Source organism: Plantibacter sp., assembly GCF_059073635.1.
This window is the reverse complement of record NZ_JCACOF010000010.1, coordinates 885,160-901,671: the sequence shown is the minus strand read 5'-3', so window position 1 is coordinate 901,671 and position 16,512 is coordinate 885,160. Positions and strand designations below refer to the sequence as shown.

Sequence of the window (16,512 nt, the reverse complement as noted above, 5' to 3'; positions counted from 1 at the left end):
CACACCCTCGCACCTTTCTTTTTCACTCGTGGCAGCGCCGGCCAGGCGCAGATGACCACATTTCTCATAGGAGAACACACATGGCACAGAAGTCGAAGGCCTACCGGGCCGCAGCCGAGAAGATCGAGGCTGACAAGTTCTACACCCCGAACGAGGCCGTCGCCCTCGCCAAGGAGACCGGTTCCGCCAAGTTCAACAGCACCGTCGAGGTCGCCCTCAAGCTCGGTGTCGACCCGCGCAAGGCGGACCAGATGGTCCGCGGCACGGTCATCCTCCCGCACGGCACGGGCAAGACCGCCCGCGTCATCGTCTTCGCGACGGGCCCGGCAGCAGAGGCCGCGATCGCGGCCGGTGCTGACGAGGTCGGCGGCGACGAGCTCATCGCGAAGGTCGCCGAGGGCTACACCTCGTTCGACTCCGCGGTCTCCACCCCGGAGCTCATGGGTAAGGTCGGTCGTCTCGGTAAGGTCCTCGGTCCCCGTGGCCTCATGCCGAACCCCAAGACCGGCACCGTGACGCCGGACGTGGCCAAGGCCGTGTCCGACATCAAGGGCGGCAAGATCGAGTTCCGCGTCGACAAGCACTCCAACGTGCACTTCGTCGTCGGCAAGGCCTCGTTCGACGCATCGCAGCTCGAGGAGAACATCAACACCGCGCTCGAGGAGATCCTCCGCCTCAAGCCGTCCTCCTCGAAGGGCCGTTACATCCAGAAGGGCGCCGTGTCGACCACGTTCGGCCCCGGCATCCCGCTGGACGTCAACTCCATCTAGTCTCACCAGTACGAAGGCCCGGTCGCGTCACGCGACCGGGCCTTCGTCGTCCGGCGGGGTGGCGTCGTACGATGCAGGGATGGTCTCCACCCGCACCGCCACGGCCGACGACGCCGCCACCCTCGCCACGCTCGCCGCAGCGACCTTCGCCCTCGCCTGCCCACCCGGCACCGCGCAGGAGCACATCGACGCGTTCATCGCCGAGCACTTCACCCTCGACCGGTTCACCGGCTACCTGGCCGATCCCGGACGCGCGCTCCGGCTCCTCGTCGACGACGATGACGGCACGGCCATCGGCTACACGATGCTCGTCTTCGGTGATCCGATCGACCCCGACGTGCTCGCCGCGGTCACGCACCGCCCGACGGCGGAACTCAGCAAGCTGTACGTGCTCCCCGCGAGCCACGGTGCCGGCGGAGCGCGCACGCTCATGGAGGCGACGCTCGACGACGCCCGGTCCCGAGGCGTCGACGTCGGTGTGGCTCGGGGTGAACCAGCAGAACGCCAGGGCGATCCGGTTCTACGGCAAGAGCGGCTTCGCGGTCGTGGGGACGAAGACGTTCCTCGTCGGGCCCGAGCGGCACGACGACTTCGTCATGGAGCAGGTCTTCGGGGACGCACTTCGACAGGCTCAGTGACCGGGGTGGGCCTCCGGTTCCTGAGCTCGTCGAAGGGCGGTCCTCCGGTCCCTGAGCCTGTCGAGGGCGCCCACCGGTCCCTGAGCTTGTCGAAGGGCGGCAGCCTCAGCCGTCGGCGACCTTGAGGACGATCTTGCCGCGTGAGTGTCCGCCCTCGAGGAGCACGTGGGCCTGCCGGACGGCGTCGAGGTCGAACACCTGGTCGACGAACACCCGGACGTCCCCGGACTCCAGCAGCCTGACTGATGGTGTCGAGTGTGGCGCCGTCGGGTGCCACGGTGAACCGCGTCGCGCGGACGCCCGCGGCCCGGGCCTCCTCCTCGAGCGTCGGCCAGGAACCGGTCGGCGCATTGATGATGAGCCCGCCGGGGCGGAGGACCCGCAGGGAACGCGACCCCGTGTCCTCCACGGTGTTGCCCACGAGGTCGATCACGACGTCGACCTGGTCGACGACGTCCTCGAACCGGTGCAACTCGTGGTCGACCGCCTGATGGGCGCCGAGTTCGCGCAGCCAACCGACGTTGCGACCGGAGCCGGTGGCGATCACCCGCGCGCCGAAGTAGGTGGCGAACTGCACGGCGAAGTGCCCGACACCGCCGCTCCCGGCGTGGATGAGGATGCGCTGCCCCTCGTGCGCCTTCGCGACGTCGACGACCATGCCCCACGCGGTCAGCGCGGCGAGAGGGACCCCGGCTGCCTCGACGTGCGACAGCGTCGTCGGCTTCCGCGTCAGGCTCAGGGAGGACACCGCGACGTACTCGGCGTAGCTGCCGCCCGTCCGCGGGAAGCTCGTCATGCCGTAGACCTCGTCGCCGGGCAGGAGGCCGGCAGCTGCGAAGGGTGACTCGACCACGATGCCGCTGAAGTCGTACCCGAGGACGGCCGGCATCGCCGTGATGGCGGAGGAGACGCCCCGGCCCGCGCGGGTCTTGGCGTCGACCGGGTTCACGCCGGCCGCGACGACCTTCACGAGGAACTCCGCCATGACCGGACGCGGTGTCGGTACGGTCTCCATCCGGAGGACCTCAGGGCTGCCGACGGCGTCGATCACCGCGGCTCGCATGGTCTCCGGTGCCGGCTTCACCGCGTCCGCGGTTGTCGCCAGAGACCAGGAGTGTCCGACTCCTTGACGCATCGAGTACTCCTTCGTCGTTCATCCCCCGAAAGCTCCACCCGGCGGAGGTCGGCTCGGCGACGAGTCTCGCTCCGGTGCGTGGTCCGGCTCTGTTCTCATCAAAGCCGTCGAATGAGTCGGCGCTGTTACGGGGGTGTCAATTGGCTGGAAACGATTCCCTCTCTTCGGGGGACACGGCGGCCCGGCTGTCGCCCGATCGTCGGGCGCGTGCTTCCGATACAGTGGCGCAATGCGCGCACTGTTCGGAGTCATCAGGATCATCGCGGGTGGGGTGATCATCGCCGCCATCGTCGGCCAGTTCGTCTACACCCTGTCCTTCGGTGATGCGCCCGACGACTTCTTCGTCAACTTCTTCAGCTACTTCACGATCCTGTCGAACGCGCTGAGTGCGATCGTCCTGTTGGTCGGCGCCGGGTTCTGCTTCCGGCTGCGACGCGATCCGGCCTGGTACAACCTGGTCCTCGGCTGCGTCGTGACCTACATGGCGACCACCGGCGTCGTCTACAACCTGCTGCTGCGCGGCATCGCCCTCGACCAGGGGCACACCCTCGGCTGGTCGAACGAGGTGTTGCACCTCATCGCACCGATCTACCTGGTGCTCGTCTGGATCGTGACGCCCGGCAAGTCCCGCCTGGAATGGCGTCAGGTGTGGGCGATCATCGCGTTCCCGCTCGTCTGGACCGTCTACACGATGATCCGCGGATCGATCGTCGGCTGGTACCCGTACCCGTTCCTCAACCCGGCGCAGCCCGGCGGCTGGGGAGCCGTCGTCGTCTACATGATCGCCATCGCCGGGTTCATCGGCCTGATGGGCTGCGCCGTCATCGCGTTGAGCCGGACGAGGCTCATCCGCGGATGACGGGGGCCACATCAGACCAGCGGGTCTCTCGCCCGTCGGCCGTCCGTCGGCGCCGATCCGTCGCCCTCGGGTTCGCGATCATCGGTGGCGTGCTCGTCGTGGTCGCCACGATCATGATCTGGGCCGCACGACTCAGCCTCGGCAAGAACAGCTACGTGAGCGGCCTCGGTGCCACCGGCGAGGTGACGGCTCCGGTCTTCAACGCGGCACTGCTCATGGTCGCGGTCGGTGGTCTCAGCATCGCTGTGGCGCTGCAGCGAGTCGTCCCGTCCCGCGAGCCCGGTCAGCGCCGCACGAGGGTTGGACTGCTGCTCATCCCCTGGCTGCTCGTGGGACTGTCGAGCCTGTGCTTCCTCGTGGCGTCCCGGGTGACCTGCACCTACGAGTGCCCGATCCCGTCGAATCCGCTGTTCACGCTCCAGGACGCGGTGCACATCTCCTTCGCCGTGCTGGGCTTCGCCCTCGCCTGCCTGGCGATGATCGGGTCGGCCCTCGGATCGCGGCTGCGCGCCGTCCGGCGGCTGTCCTGGTTCGCCGGGTCCGCCGTCGCGGTGGTCGCGGGGCTCGGCGGCCTGCTCTCGCTCGCCGAGGTCGGGCAGCAGGTCGGCAGTTGGCTGGAGTTCGCGGCGATGACCATCGCCCTGTTCTGGCTCGTCGGGTACGGCCTGGCGGAGGTCCTCGCCGTCGGGAAGGCGGACGACGTCGGACGCCCTGGTTCCGCAGCTGGAGGACGCGCGTCAGGTCGACGCGGCGTCGAGCGCCCGGGGCTGAGTCATCGCGTCGATCGCCGGTGCGGACAGGGCGTCGCGCAGCACCATGATCGCCGCTCCCAACACCCCGGCCTCCTCGCCGGCCGTCGAGGTGACGATGCCGAGGTGTCCGGTGGCGAGCGGCATCGACCGGCGGTAGACCACCTCGCGGACACCGGTGAGGAGATGTTCACCCGCCCGGGTCATCGTCCCGCCGAGCACGATCACCGAGGGGTTCAGGAGGTTCACCACGACACTGAGCACCTCACCGATCTCCCGGCCGGCCTGCCGCGTGGTCTCGATGGCCGTACGGTCGCCCGCGCGGATGAGTGCTGCGACGTCGCGACTGCTGACGGCGTCGATCCCGCGGGCGCGGAGCTCGGTCGCGATCGCCGGCCCGCTCGCGATGGCCTCGAGGTCGCGCTCGTCGTCCGCAGCGCGCGGGGAGTCTCGGCCGACGGGGACCTGGACGTGCCCGATGTCGCCGGCCGCACCGAGTGCCCCGCGCTGCAGCTCGCCACCCGCGATGATGCCGGCACCGATACCCGTGGACACCTTCACGTAGACGAGGTCGTCGGTGTCCGGCCAGGAGATCGCGTGCTCGCCGAGCGCGAGGACGTTGACGTCGTTGTCGACGAGGACCGGGACGTCGATGGTCCGACGGATGTAGGCGGGGACGTCGAAACGGTCCCAGCCCGGCATGATCGGCGGGTTCGTCGGCCGTCCGGTCGAGTGCTCGACCGGCCCCGGAAGCCCGATCCCGATCCCGATGACCGGGGGCGCGACCGGCTGGGGTGTGGCCCAGGTCTGCGGAGCGGCCAGCAGGGCCGACGCCGCTTCGACCACCCAGTCGAGGACGGGCTCGGGTCCTGCGGCGATCTGCAGCTCCGCGCGGCTCGTCGCGAGGATCGCTCCGGCCAGGTCGGTGACGGCCACCGTCCCGTGCGTCGCCCCCAGGTCGACGGCGACGACGACGCGCGCGAGCGGGTTGAACGCGATCCGTGCGGGCGGGCGACCACCCGAGGAGGCTGCCTCTCCAGCGGGACGGAGCAGGTCTGCGGCCACGAGGGCGTCGATCCGGAGGGAGACGGTGGAGCGGGCCAGGCCGGTCAGGGCGCACAACTCCGACTTCGTGCGTGCCTCACCGCCGCGGAAGAGTTGGAAGAGGTCGCCGGCGCCCGGTGCTCCGGGGGAGGGGCGTAGCGGCTCGGTCATGGCGACAGTCAACCACCTCGGCCGACTTCTGTCGACTTGTCGTCAGAAGTCGGCGCTCAGCAGGGGTTCCCGGAGCGGCCGAGTGACGGGCGCGGGCTCCGGGAGGACCGGGCGCCGGGCGGCTGGATTGGTGCGGTGGTACAGCTCGTCGATGAGCGCGTTCGCGAGGCCGACCAGCTTCGCGATCTCGGCGTCGTCGCGCTCGACCCACCGACAGAGCGGTTCGTCGTCGATGGGGACGAAGTCCTTGTGCTCCTCCCAGACCACGAGCGTCCGCTCCGCGCCGATCACGTACTGCTGCCACCACACCTGACGCAGGTAGTTGCGGGGGATCGAGCGCCAGGACTTCGTCGTGGTCTTGATCTCCGCGAGCACGACGGCCCCGCGCTCGGTCACGGCGATGCCGTCGGGGGTGGCGAGGTGGCGGTGTTCGACCTCGGCCCGGAAGAGCGCCGACGAGGGGTTGATCCCGTGCGTCGCGGCGACCCACCGGGCGATCTCCGGCTCGCGGGCGCGACCGTGGTCGGTGAAGGCGTTGCCGGAGAAGCCCGTCCCGCCGAGCTTCGCGTCGGCCGCCCGCTGGATCGAGGCCGGGGTCGAGAGGGTGGCGACGTCGGTCGCGGTGATCCCGCGCGAACGAGCCCGCAACCACGAGATGCGGTCGCTGGAGTCAGCGACGATCCGGGAGAGCAGAGCTGAGTTCACCTCTCCATTGTCCCCCACGCTTCCGACTCCTGCGGTATTCGTCGCCGGGGGAGCGGCGACCGGTGGGAGACTTTTGTTTGACCACCGACAGAAGTGTGGTTAGCCTGGATCTCGCAGCAGCGGCTGCCTGACACCATCATCATTGAGGAGCATCGTGTCGACTTCCCAACTCTCTGTCCAGCTCTACTCGGTACGGGAGCCGCTCACCGCGGATCGTGCCGCAGCGCTGCAGCGCCTGACCGAGATCGGTTTCCGCCAGGCCGAGCCGTTCGGCTTCGGTCCCGGCGTCAGCCTGCAGGACATCCACGATGCCGGCCTCGCCACCCCGAGCGCGCACGGCAAGGTCATCGCCGACGACATCGACCTGTCGGCGGCCTTCGGCGCGGCGGCGGAGCAGGGCGTGCAGGTCCTCATCGACCCAGCCATCGCCGAAGAGCGCTTCGCCACGGCGGAGACGGTCGCTTCGATCGCCGACGAGCTGAACGCCGCGGCGGCGGTCGCCGCCGGTCACGGGGTCCAGGTGGGCTACCACAACCACTGGTGGGAGCTCGAGGGCGACGTCGCGGGCACCAGCCCGCTCGAGCACCTCGCCGCGCTCACCGACCCGGCCGTCGTGTTCGAGGTCGACACCTACTGGGTCGAGGTCGGCGGACGCCGCGCGGTCGACGTCCTCGGTGCGATCGGCGATCGTGTGCGCTTCATCCACGTCAAGGACGGCGACGCCTCACGCGACACGCTGAAGCAGCTGCCCGCGGGCGCCGGGGTCGTCCCGGTGCTCGACATCCTCGCCGCGGCACCGCAGGCCCTCCGCGTCGTCGAGTTCGACGCGTTCGACGGCGACATCTTCCAGGGGCTCGAGCAGAGCTTCACGTACCTCACCACGAACGGAGTCCAGGCATGAGCAACAGCACCGGAACGGTCGGTGTCGGCCTCATCGGCGCCGGCGTCATCAGCGACCAGTACCTCAGCAATATGGTCACCTTCCCCGACCTCGACGTCCGGTTCGTCGCGGACCTCGACCTCGAGCGGGCGAAGACGCAGGCCGAGAAGTACGGGGTGCCCGGCCACGGCTCGGTCGCCGAACTCCTGGCCGACCCCGAGATCGAGATCGTCGTCAACCTGACGATCCCGAAGGTCCACGTCGAGGTCGCCATGCAGATCCTCGACGCCGGTAAGCACGTGTGGAGCGAGAAGCCCTTCGCGCTCGACCGTGAGAGCGGGCAGGCCCTGCTGGCCGCCGCGAAGGAGAAGGGGCTCCGCGTCGCCACGGCTCCGGACACCTTCCTCGGCGCCGGTATCCAATCCGCCCGCCGACTCGTCGAGGCCGGTGGCATCGGCCAGCCCCTCACCGCGCTGACCCTCATGCAGAGCCCCGGCCCGGAGTCGTGGCACCCGAACCCCGACTTCCTGTTCCAGGACGGCGCCGGTCCGCTCTTCGACATCGGCCCGTACTACATCACGGCGCTCGTGCAGCTGTTCGGTCCGATCGCCCGCGTCACCGCGCTGGCTTCGCAGGCCTTCCCGCAGCGGACGATCGGATCCGGCCCGCGCGCCGGTCAGTCGTTCGATGTGACGGTGCCGACGCACGTGAGCGCCCTCTTCGAGTTCGAGAGCGGCCAGCTCGCGCAGAGCGTCTTCAGCTTCGACTCCAAGCTCGGCCGCACGCAGTTCGAGGTCGCCGGCTCGACCGGCACGCTCGTCGTCCCCGACCCGAACACCTTCGAGGGCGACCTGCTCGTCTACGGCGGTGGCGAGGAGCCCGAGTCGATCCCGTCGACCGGTCCGACGCAGGGTCGCGGAACCGGGGTGGTCGAGCTCGCCCAGGCGATCCGCGCCGGTCGTCCCGAGCGCGCCTCCGGTGAGCTCGCCTACCACGTGCTCGACGTCATGGTCTCGACGGCCGAGTCGGGCCTGAGCCGTACCTCGGTCGACGTCGTCAGCACCGTGGAGCTCGCTCCCGCGCTGCCGGAGTCGTGGACCCCGGCGGACGGCACCTTCGGAGCATGACCGTGGCCGGTCCCGGTATCGCGGTGGTGGGCGGTGGCTTCATGGCCACCGTCCACAGCCGGGCGGCCCGCGCTGCGGGTGCCCGGCTGGTCGGTGTCGTCGCCTCGACACCCGAACGCTCGCGGGAGGTCGCCGCGAGCCTCGGGTTCGAGCGTGGATACGGCTCGCTCGACGAGCTGCTGGCCGACCCCTCGGTCGACGTGGTGCACGTCTGCACGCCGAACGCGCTCCACGCCGAGCAGGCACTCGCGGCCATCGCGGCGGGCAAGCACGTCGTCTGTGAGAAACCCCTCGCGACCGACGCCGCGACCGCCGAGCGTCTCGTCGCCGCCGCGGCCGAGGCCGGTGTCGTCGGCACGGTGCCGTTCGTGTACCGCTTCCACCCGCTCGTCCGGGAGGCCCGGGCGCGTGTCGCCGCCGGTGACCTCGGGACCCTGCTCACGATCAGCGGGTCCTACCTCCAGGACTGGTTGCTCGCGCAGGCCGACGACAACTGGCGGGTCGACTCGGCGGCCGGGGGCCGTTCGCGCGCCTTCGCCGACATCGGTTCGCACCTCGTCGACCTCCTCGAGTTCATCACCGGCGCGCGCATCACGGAGCTCAGTTCGACGGTCCGCACCTTCTTCGCCGAACGCGCGAACACCCCGGAGGTCACGACCGAGGACGCGGCCGCGGTCGTGATCCGGCTCGAGGGCGGCGCCATCGGCACGCTGCTCGTCTCGCAGGTCGCGCCCGGTCGGAAGAACCGGCTGCACCTCGAGGTCGCCGGGACGGAGCTCAGCATCGGTTTCGACCAGGAAGCGCCGGAGACGCTCTGGCTCGGCCGTCGGTCGGGGACGCAGGTGTTGCCTCGCGACGCCGACCAGCTGCACCCGGACGCCGCACGCCTGTCCATCGTCCCCTCGGGGCACCCGATGGGCTACCAGGACGCCTTCAACGCGTTCGTGGCCGACAGCTACGCGGCGATGGCCGGGCAGTCGCCGGACGGCTTGCCCGTCTTCGCCGACGGACTCCGCACCGCGCGCATCACCGAGGCCGTCCTCGACGCGGCCGAAACCGGCCGCTGGGAAGCGATCGCCACCTCCACCGACGACGAGCAGAGGATCACCGCATGACCGACACCACCGACAAGCAGTACGCCAGCCGCCTCCCGGTGACCCTGTTCACCGGACAGTGGGCGGATCTCCCCTTCGAAGAGGTCGCCCGCCTCGCCGCCTCCTGGGGCTACGACGGCCTCGAGATCGCGGCCTCGGGCGACCACCTCGACCTGAAGCGCGCGGATGAGGACGACGCCTACCTGCAGTCCCGCCTCGACATCCTCGACCGGCACGGCCTCGAGGTCTTCGCGATCTCGAACCACCTCACCGGCCAGGCCGTGTGCGACGACCCGATCGACTTCCGCCACCAGGCGATCGTGCGCGACTACACCTGGGGCGACGGCGACGCGGAGGGGGTGCGCCAGCGGGCGGCCGAGGACATGAAGCGGTCCGCACGGGTCGCGCGCAAGCTCGGCGTCGACACGGTCGTCGGTTTCACGGGGTCGAAGATCTGGCAGTACTCCGCGATGTTCCCGCCGGTGCCGGCCTCCGTCATCGACGCCGGGTACGAGGACTTCGCGACCCGCTGGAACCCGATCCTCGACGTCTTCGACGCCGAAGGTGTCCGCTTCGCACACGAGGTGCACCCGTCCGAGATCGCCTACGACTACTGGACGAGTGTCCGGACCCTCGAGGCGATCGACCACCGCCCGGCGTTCGGTTTCAACTGGGACCCGTCGCACATGATGTGGCAGGGCGTCGACCCGGTCGGGTTCATCGTCGAGTTCGCGAACCGGATCTACCACGTCGACTGCAAGGACACCCGGATCCGGCCGGCCACCGGTCACGCCGGCATCGTCGGCTCGCACCTGCCCTGGGGCGACCCGCGACGCGGCTGGGACTTCGTGTCGACCGGTCACGGCGACGTGCCGTGGGAGGACGCCTTCCGTGCCCTCTCGAGCATCGGCTACGCCGGGCCGATCTCGATCGAGTGGGAGGACGCCGGCATGGACCGCCTGCACGGAGCCGAGGAGGCCGTCGGATACATCCGGAACCTGCTCTGGAAGCTGCCCGAGCAGTCCTTCGACGCGGCGTTCAGCACCCAGTAGCCCCGGACCCTGAACTGCTTCTCCGGTCCCTGAGCTGCTCTTCGGTCCCTGAGCCGCCTCTTCGGTCCCTGAGCCTGTCGAAGGGCTACAACGCCTTCGCCGCCGCGACGAGCACCTGGTTGAGCGTGGGCGCGCCGGTCGCGCGGAACACCTCGGTGCCGTCGTCGGCCGTGATGATGACCGTCGGGGTGGAGCGGATGCCGTCGGCCTCCGCCTCCGCCGAACGGAAGGCGACGTCGCGCTCCTCGACGACGGCACCGGCCACGAGCGCCGGGACCTCGGCCAGGACGGCGCGAGCCTGCATGCAGGGGGCGCAGAACGCGGAGGTGTACAGGGTGAGCTTCACGTCTCGTCCAACGCGACCCGGCGGTCGACCATTCCGCTTCGGTCGCCCGATCCTGGGGGAGTTGTCAATCGTCCACGCGATCGCGGGTTGATGGACCAGGATGGGCGTCATGAGAATCGCAGTGACGGGAGGCTCGGGCAAGCTCGGGCGAACAGTGGTCGGCCATCTTCGGGAGCACGGTCACCTGGTGATCAACCTCGACCAGGCGGGAGAGCGCGGTGACGGTTTCGTCCGCATCGACCTGCGTGACGCGGGCCAGGTGTTCGACGCCCTCACCGGTGTCGACGAGCAGGCGCCCGACGGGTTCGACGCGGTCGTCCACCTGAGCGCCATCCCCGCGCCGGGGCTCTCGACGAACACGGCGACCTTCCAGAACAACATCCTCAGCACCTACAACGTGTTCAACGCCGCCATCAAGGCCGGCATCACGAACATCGTCACGGCGTCGAGCGAGACCGTCCTCGGGCTGCCGTTCGACACCCCGCCGCCCTACATCCCCGTCGACGAGGCCTACGCCGCCCGACCCGAGTCGACGTACTCGCTCTCGAAGCACCTCGAGGAGCAGCTGGCGATCGAACTCACGCGGTGGCACCCCGAGCTCAAGATCATCGCCCTCCGCTTCTCCAACGTGATGGACGAGGCCGACTACGCGGCGTTCCCGTCGTTCGACGCCGACGCCACCCTCCGCAAGTGGAACCTCTGGGGCTACATCGACGGCCGTGACGGCGCGCAGGCCGTGCGGCTCGCGCTCGAGCACCAGGCCACCGGGTTCGACCGGTTCATCATCGCTGCGGCCGACACGGTCATGTCGCGCGACAACGTCGAGCTCGTCGCGGAGGTCTTCCCGGACGTGCCCGTCAACGGCGACATCGCCGGCAACGGGACGCTGCTCTCGATCGACCACGCCCGCGAGGTCCTCGGGTACGACCCGAAGCACAGCTGGCGCTGACCCGTTCTCAGGAGTTCCTCGGCGCGTCGCTCGCTCGCGAGCCCGGCGCTCCGGGGGACTCCTGAGAAAGGGACTTCAGAGGGCGCCGTTGAGCTTCGCGAGGAGTTCGGCGAGCCGCCGCACCTCGGCCTCGTCCCAGGACGAGAGCTGCTGGTAGAGCATCGCCTGGTCGCTGGCCCGTCGTCGACTCCATCCGGCGCTCGCCCTCGGCGGTCGCGACGACGAGGCTGGCTCGACCGTCCTCGGGGTCCGGGGTCCTCGTGACGAGGCCGAGCTCCTCCAGCTGGTGGATGAGGCGGCTCACCGCGCTCTTGTCCGTCGCGAGCATCTCGGCCAGGGCACCGGCGCGGATCGCTCCGGAGCGCGAGACCATGCTGAGCAGCTTGTAGCCGGCCGGCTGGAGTCCGGGGGAGATCCGCTCGGCGCGGTCGCGGATGCCGTTGCGGATGCGGTTGATGAGCAGCGCGAACTGCTCCTCCACGGCACCGATCGCGAGGTCGTGCGCGGTGCCGGCCGCTGCGTCGTCGGCAGCGGCCGGCCCGGCCTGGGCGTCGTGATCGATGGACATCGTTCGCATTGTACGGACTAGCGGCCGTGGCGGGGGCTGTGTGCCTCGGCCTCCGAGCCGCTGTCGGCGTCGGCGGTCTCGTCCCGTCCTCGCTCGAGTCGGGTGTCCGCCTCGCCACCGATCATGGCCTCGGCCACGTCGAGCGCACCGGTCGCGAACGACTGGGTCGACGTGGACGCGGTGGCCGTCGTGACGGAACCGGTGGCCGCGCCGACGAGGGCCGGCTCTCCGGTGCCCTGCTCGGCCATGCGCTGCACGGCGTTCTTCGAACCGAGCTTCTTGTTCGGCAGGAAGATCACGGCGATGATCGTCAGGATCGCGAGTGGTGCGGCGACGAGGAAGATGTCGGCGACCGCGTCACCGTAGACGGATTCGATGATGGTCCGCACCGACTCGGGCAGCGTGCTCACCTTGGGGATCGTGCCGCTCGAGAGCGTCTCGGCGATCTTGGCGCCGGGAGCACCGAGGGCGACGATGGCCGCCTGCAGGTCGTCCTGTCGGTCGGAGAGCATGTCGGTGACCTTCGTCGCGAGCACGGAGCCCATGACCGAGACGCCGATCGTGCCGCCGAGGCTGCGGAAGAACGCGACACCCGCGCTCGCCGTCCCCAGCTGCTGCGGCAGGACGTCGTTCTGGACCACGAGCACGAGGTTCTGCATGACCATGCCGACACCGGCGCCGAGGACGAACATGTACACGGAGACGAGCAGGTAGTTCGAGTCGTAGTGGATCGTGCTCATGAGGAACAGGCCGACGGTGAGGAGGATCGAGCCGACGATGAGGTACGGCTTCCAGTGGCCGAAGCGGGAGATGAACTGCCCGACCACGATGGAGGCGATCAGGAGGCCGCCGATCATCGGGAGCGTCAGCAGGCCCGACTCCGTCGGTGTCGCTCCACGCGCCAGCTGCATGTACTGGCTGAGGAACACCGAGGTGCCGAACATCGCCACACCCACCGAGATGCTCGCGACGACCGCGAGGGTGAAGGTGCGGTTCTTGAACAGCGACATCGGGATGATCGGCTCGTCGACCTTGATCTCGACGATGACCGCGGCGGCGAGCAGGAGGACGGAGATGCCCACCATGACGAGCGTCGTGAAGCTCGCCCACTCGAACTGCGTCCCGGCCAGGGTGACCCAGATGAGCAGCAGCGAGACGCCGCCGGCGATGAGGGCTGCGCCCAGGTAGTCGATCTTGACCTTGCCGACGTTCCGCTTCGGGAGGTGGAGCGTGCGCTGCAGGAGGAAGATCGCGGCGATCGCGAAGGGGACACCGACGAAGAAGTTCCAGCGCCAGCCGAGCGAGTCGGTGAGGAGGCCGCCGAAGAGCGGGCCGCCGACCGTGCCGACCGCCATGACCGCGCCGAAGAGGCCCATGTACCGGCCACGCTCACGCGGGCTGATGATGTCGGCCATGATGATCTGGCTGAGCGCCGTGAGACCACCGGCGCCGAGGCCCTGCAGGACGCGGAAGCCGATGAGCGTGCCGGTGTCCTGCGAGAAGCCCGCGAGCGCCGAGCCGAGGACGAAGATCCCGAGCGCCAGCTGGATGAGCAGCTTGCGGTTGAAGAGGTCGGCGAACTTGCCCCAGATGGGCGTCGAGACGGTGGTGGCGAGCAACGTGGCCGTGACGACCCAGGTGAACGCCGTCTGGTCGCCGTTCAGGTCGGAGATGATCCGGGGGAGGGAGGTCGAGACGACGGTTCCGGCGAGGATCGACACGAACATGCCGAGGAGGAGGCCGGAGAGGGCCTCGAGCACCTGGCGATGCGTCATGCCGTTGTCCGCGCGAGCGGGCGTGGCGGGTGTTGAAGTGGTGTGTGACATGGGCTCCGCGATCGTGATGACGTCAGCTAGTTGATATGCGTCAACTATATGAGAAGTAGTTGATCAGTGTCAACCAATCACGACGACGGGGTATTCCCGTGGCCCTTCGACAGGGAGTAGGTGGCTCGGGGAGCGGATGTGAGCCGCTCCCCGAGCCTGCCGAGTGGCCGATCAGCGCCGAGTCGTGACGTCCTTGAGCTTCCCGTTCGCGATGTGGAGACGACGCTCGGCGCGCTTGGCGACCGCGGTGTCGTGCGTCACCACGACGACCGTGAGCCCGCGGTCGCGCCACAGGCCCTCGAGGAGGTCCATGATCTCGTCGCGGGTCTCCTCGTCGAGGTTGCCGGTCGGTTCGTCGGCGAGCAGCACCTCGGGCTCCTTGACGAGCGCACGGGCGATCGCCACCCGCTGCTGCTGCCCGCCGGACAACTCGGCGGGGAGGTGCGAACCCCGCTCCGCGAGTCCGACGGACGCGAGCGCCGCCCGAGCCCTGGTCTCGCGTTCGGCCCGAGGGGTCCCGATCGGGACCAGGGCCATCTCGACGTTCTCCTGTGCCGTCAGCGTCGGGATGAGGTTGAACCCCTGGAACACGAAGCCGATCTCCGTGGCGCGGATCCTGCCGAGCTTCGTCTCGCTGAGCGTCGAGAGGTCGTCGCCGGCGAGGGAGATGCTGCCGGCGGTCGGTCGGTCCAGCGCGCCGAGCATCTGGAGGAGCGTCGACTTGCCGCCGCCGGTCGGACCTTGGATGGCGACGAGCTGTCCGTCGGGGATGTCGAGGTCGACGCCGTCGAGCGCCGTGACCGAGCGCTTCGCCTGGCGGTACTGCTTGGTGAGGCCGGTGATCGTGTACATGGGGTCCTTCGTTCTGCTGGTCGGAGTGAGAAGTGGGACCGCCGGGTGGTCGCGGGGGAGACGACCACCCGGCGGCGTCTGGTGCGTCGCCTAGGCGACGGAGCGGAGCGCCTCGGCCGGACGCAGCCGTGAGGCGCGCCACCCGCCGATGGCACCCGCGAGCAGCCCGCCGAGGATGGCGATCCCGACGGCGATGACGATGATCCACGCGGTCACGGGAGCCTGGAGGACGATGTCGGTGGTGGTCGCGGCCGCAGCGCCCGGGGCGCCGCCGAACCCACCGGCCGTTCCCGCCGCCGCGTCCGCCGGCATGCCCGCGGCGCCGCCGGGTCCGCCGAGTCCGCCACCGGCCGAGGTCGTCGCCGCCGCGCTGAGCGTCGGGGCGACGAGGTTCACGACGAGGATGCCGACGAGGCCGACCGCGACACCGACGGCGCCGCCGATGAGTGACTGCACGACGGACTCACCCGCGACCTGGCCGACGATGCGCCGGTCGCTCCAGCCGATCGCCTTGAGCGTGCCGAACTCGCGGGTGCGGCGCGTGACGCCGGAGATCGTGAACAGGATCGCGATGAGGAACGCGGCGGCGAGCACGATGAGCGACAGCCAGGTGCCGAGGTTGGACACGAGCGTCGACGCCGAGGCGAGCGAGCCGGACACGGTGGACGCGAGGTCCTCCTGGGTGCTCACGGTCGCGTCGGGCAGTGCCGCCTCGATGTCCGTCTGCACCTGCGTGATGTCGGTCGACGAGGCGGCCTGCACGTACACGTCGCTGACCTGGCCGTCGAGTCCGGCGAGCGTCTGCGCGACGTCGAGGGGGATGTAGACGTTCGAGGCGGTCGTGGCGTCGGCTCCGGAGGCGGTCACCGTGCCGACCACGCTGAACGTGGTGCCCGCGATGTCGATCGTGTCGCCGGTGGCGATCCCCGCCTCGGTCGCGTAGGAGGCGTCGAGGACGGCGACGTCCGTGCCCGCGTCGTCGGCTGCGAGCGAGCGTCCGTCGCTGAGGGTGACGGCCGAGAGCGGACCGACGGCGTCGCCCGAGGGGTCGAGACCGAGGACCGTGAAGGAGTCGACGCCGAAGGAGCTCCCGCCTGCGCCGTCCGGACCGCCCTGCGGCGGGGTCGCGCCGGTCGCGTCACCGCCGGGCACGCCTGCCGTCCCGTCGGATCCCTGCGCCTGCGAGAAGTCGGGCAGCTCGCCCGTGAAGGTCGTGTTCGTGAGCGACAGGGTGGCTGCGGCGGCCTCGACGTTGGCGACGTCGGTGATCGTGCCGAGCGCCGTCGCGTCGAAGGTCGACGTGCCGCGCGCCGCCTCGAGCCGCGACTGGTTGACGGTCGTCGTGCCGTCGCTCGTCGACCCGTCGCCCGAGCCGAAGTCGAAGTTCTGGCCGGGGCCGCCGCCCTCCGTCGGCGCTTCGGCGGCTTGACTGACGGTGATGTCCGTTCCGACCCCGTAGACGGATTCCAGCACCGACGCCTGCGCCGTCTTCACACCGGCTGCGACCGAGTTGACGATGATCACGAGGGCGATGGCGAGCGCCATCCCGATGGCGATGATGATGGTCTGTTTCCGACGACCGACGAGTTCCCGCCGGAGATACGTTCCGAACATGTCTGTGTTTCCTTCTGCTCTGGTGCACGTGCCGGCGTCCCCGTTGCGCGACGCCGACGATCCGCACGTCGCGGATGACTTGGACCGGACGCTACGGAGGCCCGCTTGGCCTGCGCCTCGGCGACGCTATGAA

Annotated in this window: 16 protein-coding genes and 2 pseudogenes; 9 read left to right on the top strand and 9 right to left on the bottom strand. The window is 69.8% G+C overall.

What is annotated here, in order from left to right; genetic code table 11:
* Positions 1 to 80 precede the first annotated feature (80 nt).
* Both rplA and AC5JOC_RS16380 read left to right on the top strand, forming a co-directional pair.
* Positions 81 to 770 carry a 50S ribosomal protein L1 gene (gene rplA / locus AC5JOC_RS16385; protein ID WP_079706704.1) on the top strand — a complete coding sequence of 230 codons (690 nt, stop codon included), beginning with the start codon at positions 81 to 83 and terminating at the stop codon, positions 768 to 770.
* A 79-nt stretch (positions 771 to 849) separates the two neighbouring features.
* The gene (locus tag AC5JOC_RS16380; RefSeq protein WP_494246829.1) at positions 850 to 1,533 is read left to right on the top strand and encodes a GNAT family N-acetyltransferase; all 684 of its coding nucleotides are present in this window, start codon (positions 850 to 852) and stop codon (positions 1,531 to 1,533) included.
* Here AC5JOC_RS16380 and AC5JOC_RS16375 read toward each other — a convergent pair.
* Both AC5JOC_RS16375 and AC5JOC_RS16370 read right to left on the bottom strand, forming a co-directional pair.
* Entirely contained in the window at positions 1,514 to 1,759 is a 246-nt protein-coding gene (locus tag AC5JOC_RS16375) for a zinc-binding dehydrogenase (protein ID WP_494246903.1), read from the bottom strand. The two genes, AC5JOC_RS16380 and AC5JOC_RS16375, sit on opposite strands and share 20 nt — an antisense overlap.
* Positions 1,760 to 1,805: 46 nt before the next feature.
* Positions 1,806 to 2,393 (bottom strand): annotated as a pseudogene (locus AC5JOC_RS16370) (NADP-dependent oxidoreductase); the annotation flags it as partial.
* A 379-nt stretch (positions 2,394 to 2,772) separates the two neighbouring features.
* On the opposite strand from AC5JOC_RS16370, the gene AC5JOC_RS16365 reads away from it, so the two are divergent.
* On the top strand, positions 2,773 to 3,402 hold the full coding sequence (locus tag AC5JOC_RS16365) for a Pr6Pr family membrane protein (RefSeq protein ID WP_159879921.1): 630 nt from the start codon (positions 2,773 to 2,775) through the stop codon (positions 3,400 to 3,402).
* A pseudogene (locus AC5JOC_RS16360) lies at positions 3,399 to 4,010 on the top strand (DUF998 domain-containing protein); the annotation flags it as partial. The gene AC5JOC_RS16365 and the pseudogene AC5JOC_RS16360, both read left to right, overlap by 4 nt.
* A 129-nt stretch (positions 4,011 to 4,139) precedes the next feature.
* Here the strand turns inward: AC5JOC_RS16360 and AC5JOC_RS16355 are convergent.
* The gene (locus AC5JOC_RS16355) at positions 4,140 to 5,366 is read right to left on the bottom strand and encodes an ROK family transcriptional regulator (protein ID WP_494246828.1); all 1,227 of its coding nucleotides are present in this window, start codon (positions 5,364 to 5,366) and stop codon (positions 4,140 to 4,142) included.
* Between the two features lie 42 nt (positions 5,367 to 5,408).
* Entirely contained in the window at positions 5,409 to 6,071 is a 663-nt protein-coding gene (locus tag AC5JOC_RS16350) for a YqaJ viral recombinase family protein (protein ID WP_494246827.1), read from the bottom strand.
* A 154-nt stretch (positions 6,072 to 6,225) separates the two neighbouring features.
* Between AC5JOC_RS16350 and AC5JOC_RS16345 the strand changes: the two genes are divergently transcribed.
* From AC5JOC_RS16345 to AC5JOC_RS16330, 4 genes are read left to right on the top strand one after another with little or no spacing between them, the layout of a single operon-like run.
* Positions 6,226 to 6,972 (top strand): sugar phosphate isomerase/epimerase family protein, encoded by a 747-nt coding sequence (locus AC5JOC_RS16345; protein WP_079706711.1) that lies wholly within the window; start codon positions 6,226 to 6,228, stop codon positions 6,970 to 6,972.
* Positions 6,969 to 8,078 carry a Gfo/Idh/MocA family protein gene (locus AC5JOC_RS16340; protein ID WP_159879913.1) on the top strand — a complete coding sequence of 370 codons (1,110 nt, stop codon included), beginning with the start codon at positions 6,969 to 6,971 and terminating at the stop codon, positions 8,076 to 8,078. The genes AC5JOC_RS16345 and AC5JOC_RS16340 overlap by 4 nt, the downstream gene beginning before the upstream one ends.
* The gene (locus tag AC5JOC_RS16335; RefSeq protein ID WP_124767347.1) at positions 8,075 to 9,193 is read left to right on the top strand and encodes a Gfo/Idh/MocA family protein; all 1,119 of its coding nucleotides are present in this window, start codon (positions 8,075 to 8,077) and stop codon (positions 9,191 to 9,193) included. Before AC5JOC_RS16340 ends, AC5JOC_RS16335 begins: the two co-directional genes overlap by 4 nt.
* Positions 9,190 to 10,224: a sugar phosphate isomerase/epimerase family protein gene (locus AC5JOC_RS16330; RefSeq protein WP_064294543.1), complete on the top strand. Its 1,035-nt coding sequence runs from the start codon at positions 9,190 to 9,192 to the stop codon at positions 10,222 to 10,224. The genes AC5JOC_RS16335 and AC5JOC_RS16330 overlap by 4 nt, the downstream gene beginning before the upstream one ends.
* 85 nt (positions 10,225 to 10,309) lie before the next feature.
* Here AC5JOC_RS16330 and AC5JOC_RS16325 read toward each other — a convergent pair whose 3' ends face one another.
* Complete coding sequence (locus AC5JOC_RS16325) at positions 10,310 to 10,570, bottom strand: thioredoxin domain-containing protein (RefSeq protein WP_064294542.1); 261 nt, start codon at positions 10,568 to 10,570, stop codon at positions 10,310 to 10,312.
* Positions 10,571 to 10,679: 109 nt separating this feature from the next.
* Between AC5JOC_RS16325 and AC5JOC_RS16320 the strand changes: the two genes are divergently transcribed.
* The gene (locus AC5JOC_RS16320) at positions 10,680 to 11,519 is read left to right on the top strand and encodes an NAD-dependent epimerase/dehydratase family protein (RefSeq protein ID WP_124767346.1); all 840 of its coding nucleotides are present in this window, start codon (positions 10,680 to 10,682) and stop codon (positions 11,517 to 11,519) included.
* Positions 11,520 to 11,526: 7 nt separating this feature from the next.
* On the opposite strand, the gene AC5JOC_RS16315 is transcribed toward AC5JOC_RS16320, so the two are convergent.
* From AC5JOC_RS16315 to AC5JOC_RS16300, 4 genes are all read right to left on the bottom strand, one after another.
* Positions 11,527 to 12,087, bottom strand: coding sequence for a MarR family winged helix-turn-helix transcriptional regulator (locus AC5JOC_RS16315; protein ID WP_494246826.1), 561 nt, complete (start codon positions 12,085 to 12,087; stop codon positions 11,527 to 11,529).
* A 17-nt stretch (positions 12,088 to 12,104) separates the two neighbouring features.
* Positions 12,105 to 13,862: an MDR family MFS transporter gene (locus AC5JOC_RS16310; protein ID WP_159879904.1), complete on the bottom strand. Its 1,758-nt coding sequence runs from the start codon at positions 13,860 to 13,862 to the stop codon at positions 12,105 to 12,107.
* A gap of 222 nt (positions 13,863 to 14,084) precedes the next feature.
* Positions 14,085 to 14,765: an ABC transporter ATP-binding protein gene (locus tag AC5JOC_RS16305; protein ID WP_494246825.1), complete on the bottom strand. Its 681-nt coding sequence runs from the start codon at positions 14,763 to 14,765 to the stop codon at positions 14,085 to 14,087.
* A 90-nt stretch (positions 14,766 to 14,855) separates the two neighbouring features.
* Positions 14,856 to 16,379 carry an ABC transporter permease gene (locus AC5JOC_RS16300; protein WP_494246824.1) on the bottom strand — a complete coding sequence of 508 codons (1,524 nt, stop codon included), beginning with the start codon at positions 16,377 to 16,379 and terminating at the stop codon, positions 14,856 to 14,858.
* Positions 16,380 to 16,512 lie beyond the last annotated feature (133 nt).

Coding starts and splice junctions, on each gene's coding strand:
- rplA (WP_079706704.1), top strand. CDS start 81: ATGGCACAGAAGTCGAAGGCCTACCGGGCCGCAGCCGAGAAGATCGAG.
- AC5JOC_RS16380 (WP_494246829.1), top strand. CDS start 850: ATGGTCTCCACCCGCACCGCCACGGCCGACGACGCCGCCACCCTCGCC.
- AC5JOC_RS16375 (WP_494246903.1), bottom strand. CDS start 1,759: ATGCGCCGACCGGTTCCTGGCCGACGCTCGAGGAGGAGGCCCGGGCCG.
- AC5JOC_RS16365 (WP_159879921.1), top strand. CDS start 2,773: ATGCGCGCACTGTTCGGAGTCATCAGGATCATCGCGGGTGGGGTGATC.
- AC5JOC_RS16355 (WP_494246828.1), bottom strand. CDS start 5,366: ATGACCGAGCCGCTACGCCCCTCCCCCGGAGCACCGGGCGCCGGCGAC.
- AC5JOC_RS16340 (WP_159879913.1), top strand. CDS start 6,969: ATGAGCAACAGCACCGGAACGGTCGGTGTCGGCCTCATCGGCGCCGGC.
- AC5JOC_RS16335 (WP_124767347.1), top strand. CDS start 8,075: ATGACCGTGGCCGGTCCCGGTATCGCGGTGGTGGGCGGTGGCTTCATG.
- AC5JOC_RS16330 (WP_064294543.1), top strand. CDS start 9,190: ATGACCGACACCACCGACAAGCAGTACGCCAGCCGCCTCCCGGTGACC.
- AC5JOC_RS16320 (WP_124767346.1), top strand. CDS start 10,680: ATGAGAATCGCAGTGACGGGAGGCTCGGGCAAGCTCGGGCGAACAGTG.
- AC5JOC_RS16315 (WP_494246826.1), bottom strand. CDS start 12,087: ATGTCCATCGATCACGACGCCCAGGCCGGGCCGGCCGCTGCCGACGAC.
- AC5JOC_RS16310 (WP_159879904.1), bottom strand. CDS start 13,862: ATGACGCATCGCCAGGTGCTCGAGGCCCTCTCCGGCCTCCTCCTCGGC.
- AC5JOC_RS16305 (WP_494246825.1), bottom strand. CDS start 14,765: ATGTACACGATCACCGGCCTCACCAAGCAGTACCGCCAGGCGAAGCGC.
- AC5JOC_RS16300 (WP_494246824.1), bottom strand. CDS start 16,379: ATGTTCGGAACGTATCTCCGGCGGGAACTCGTCGGTCGTCGGAAACAG.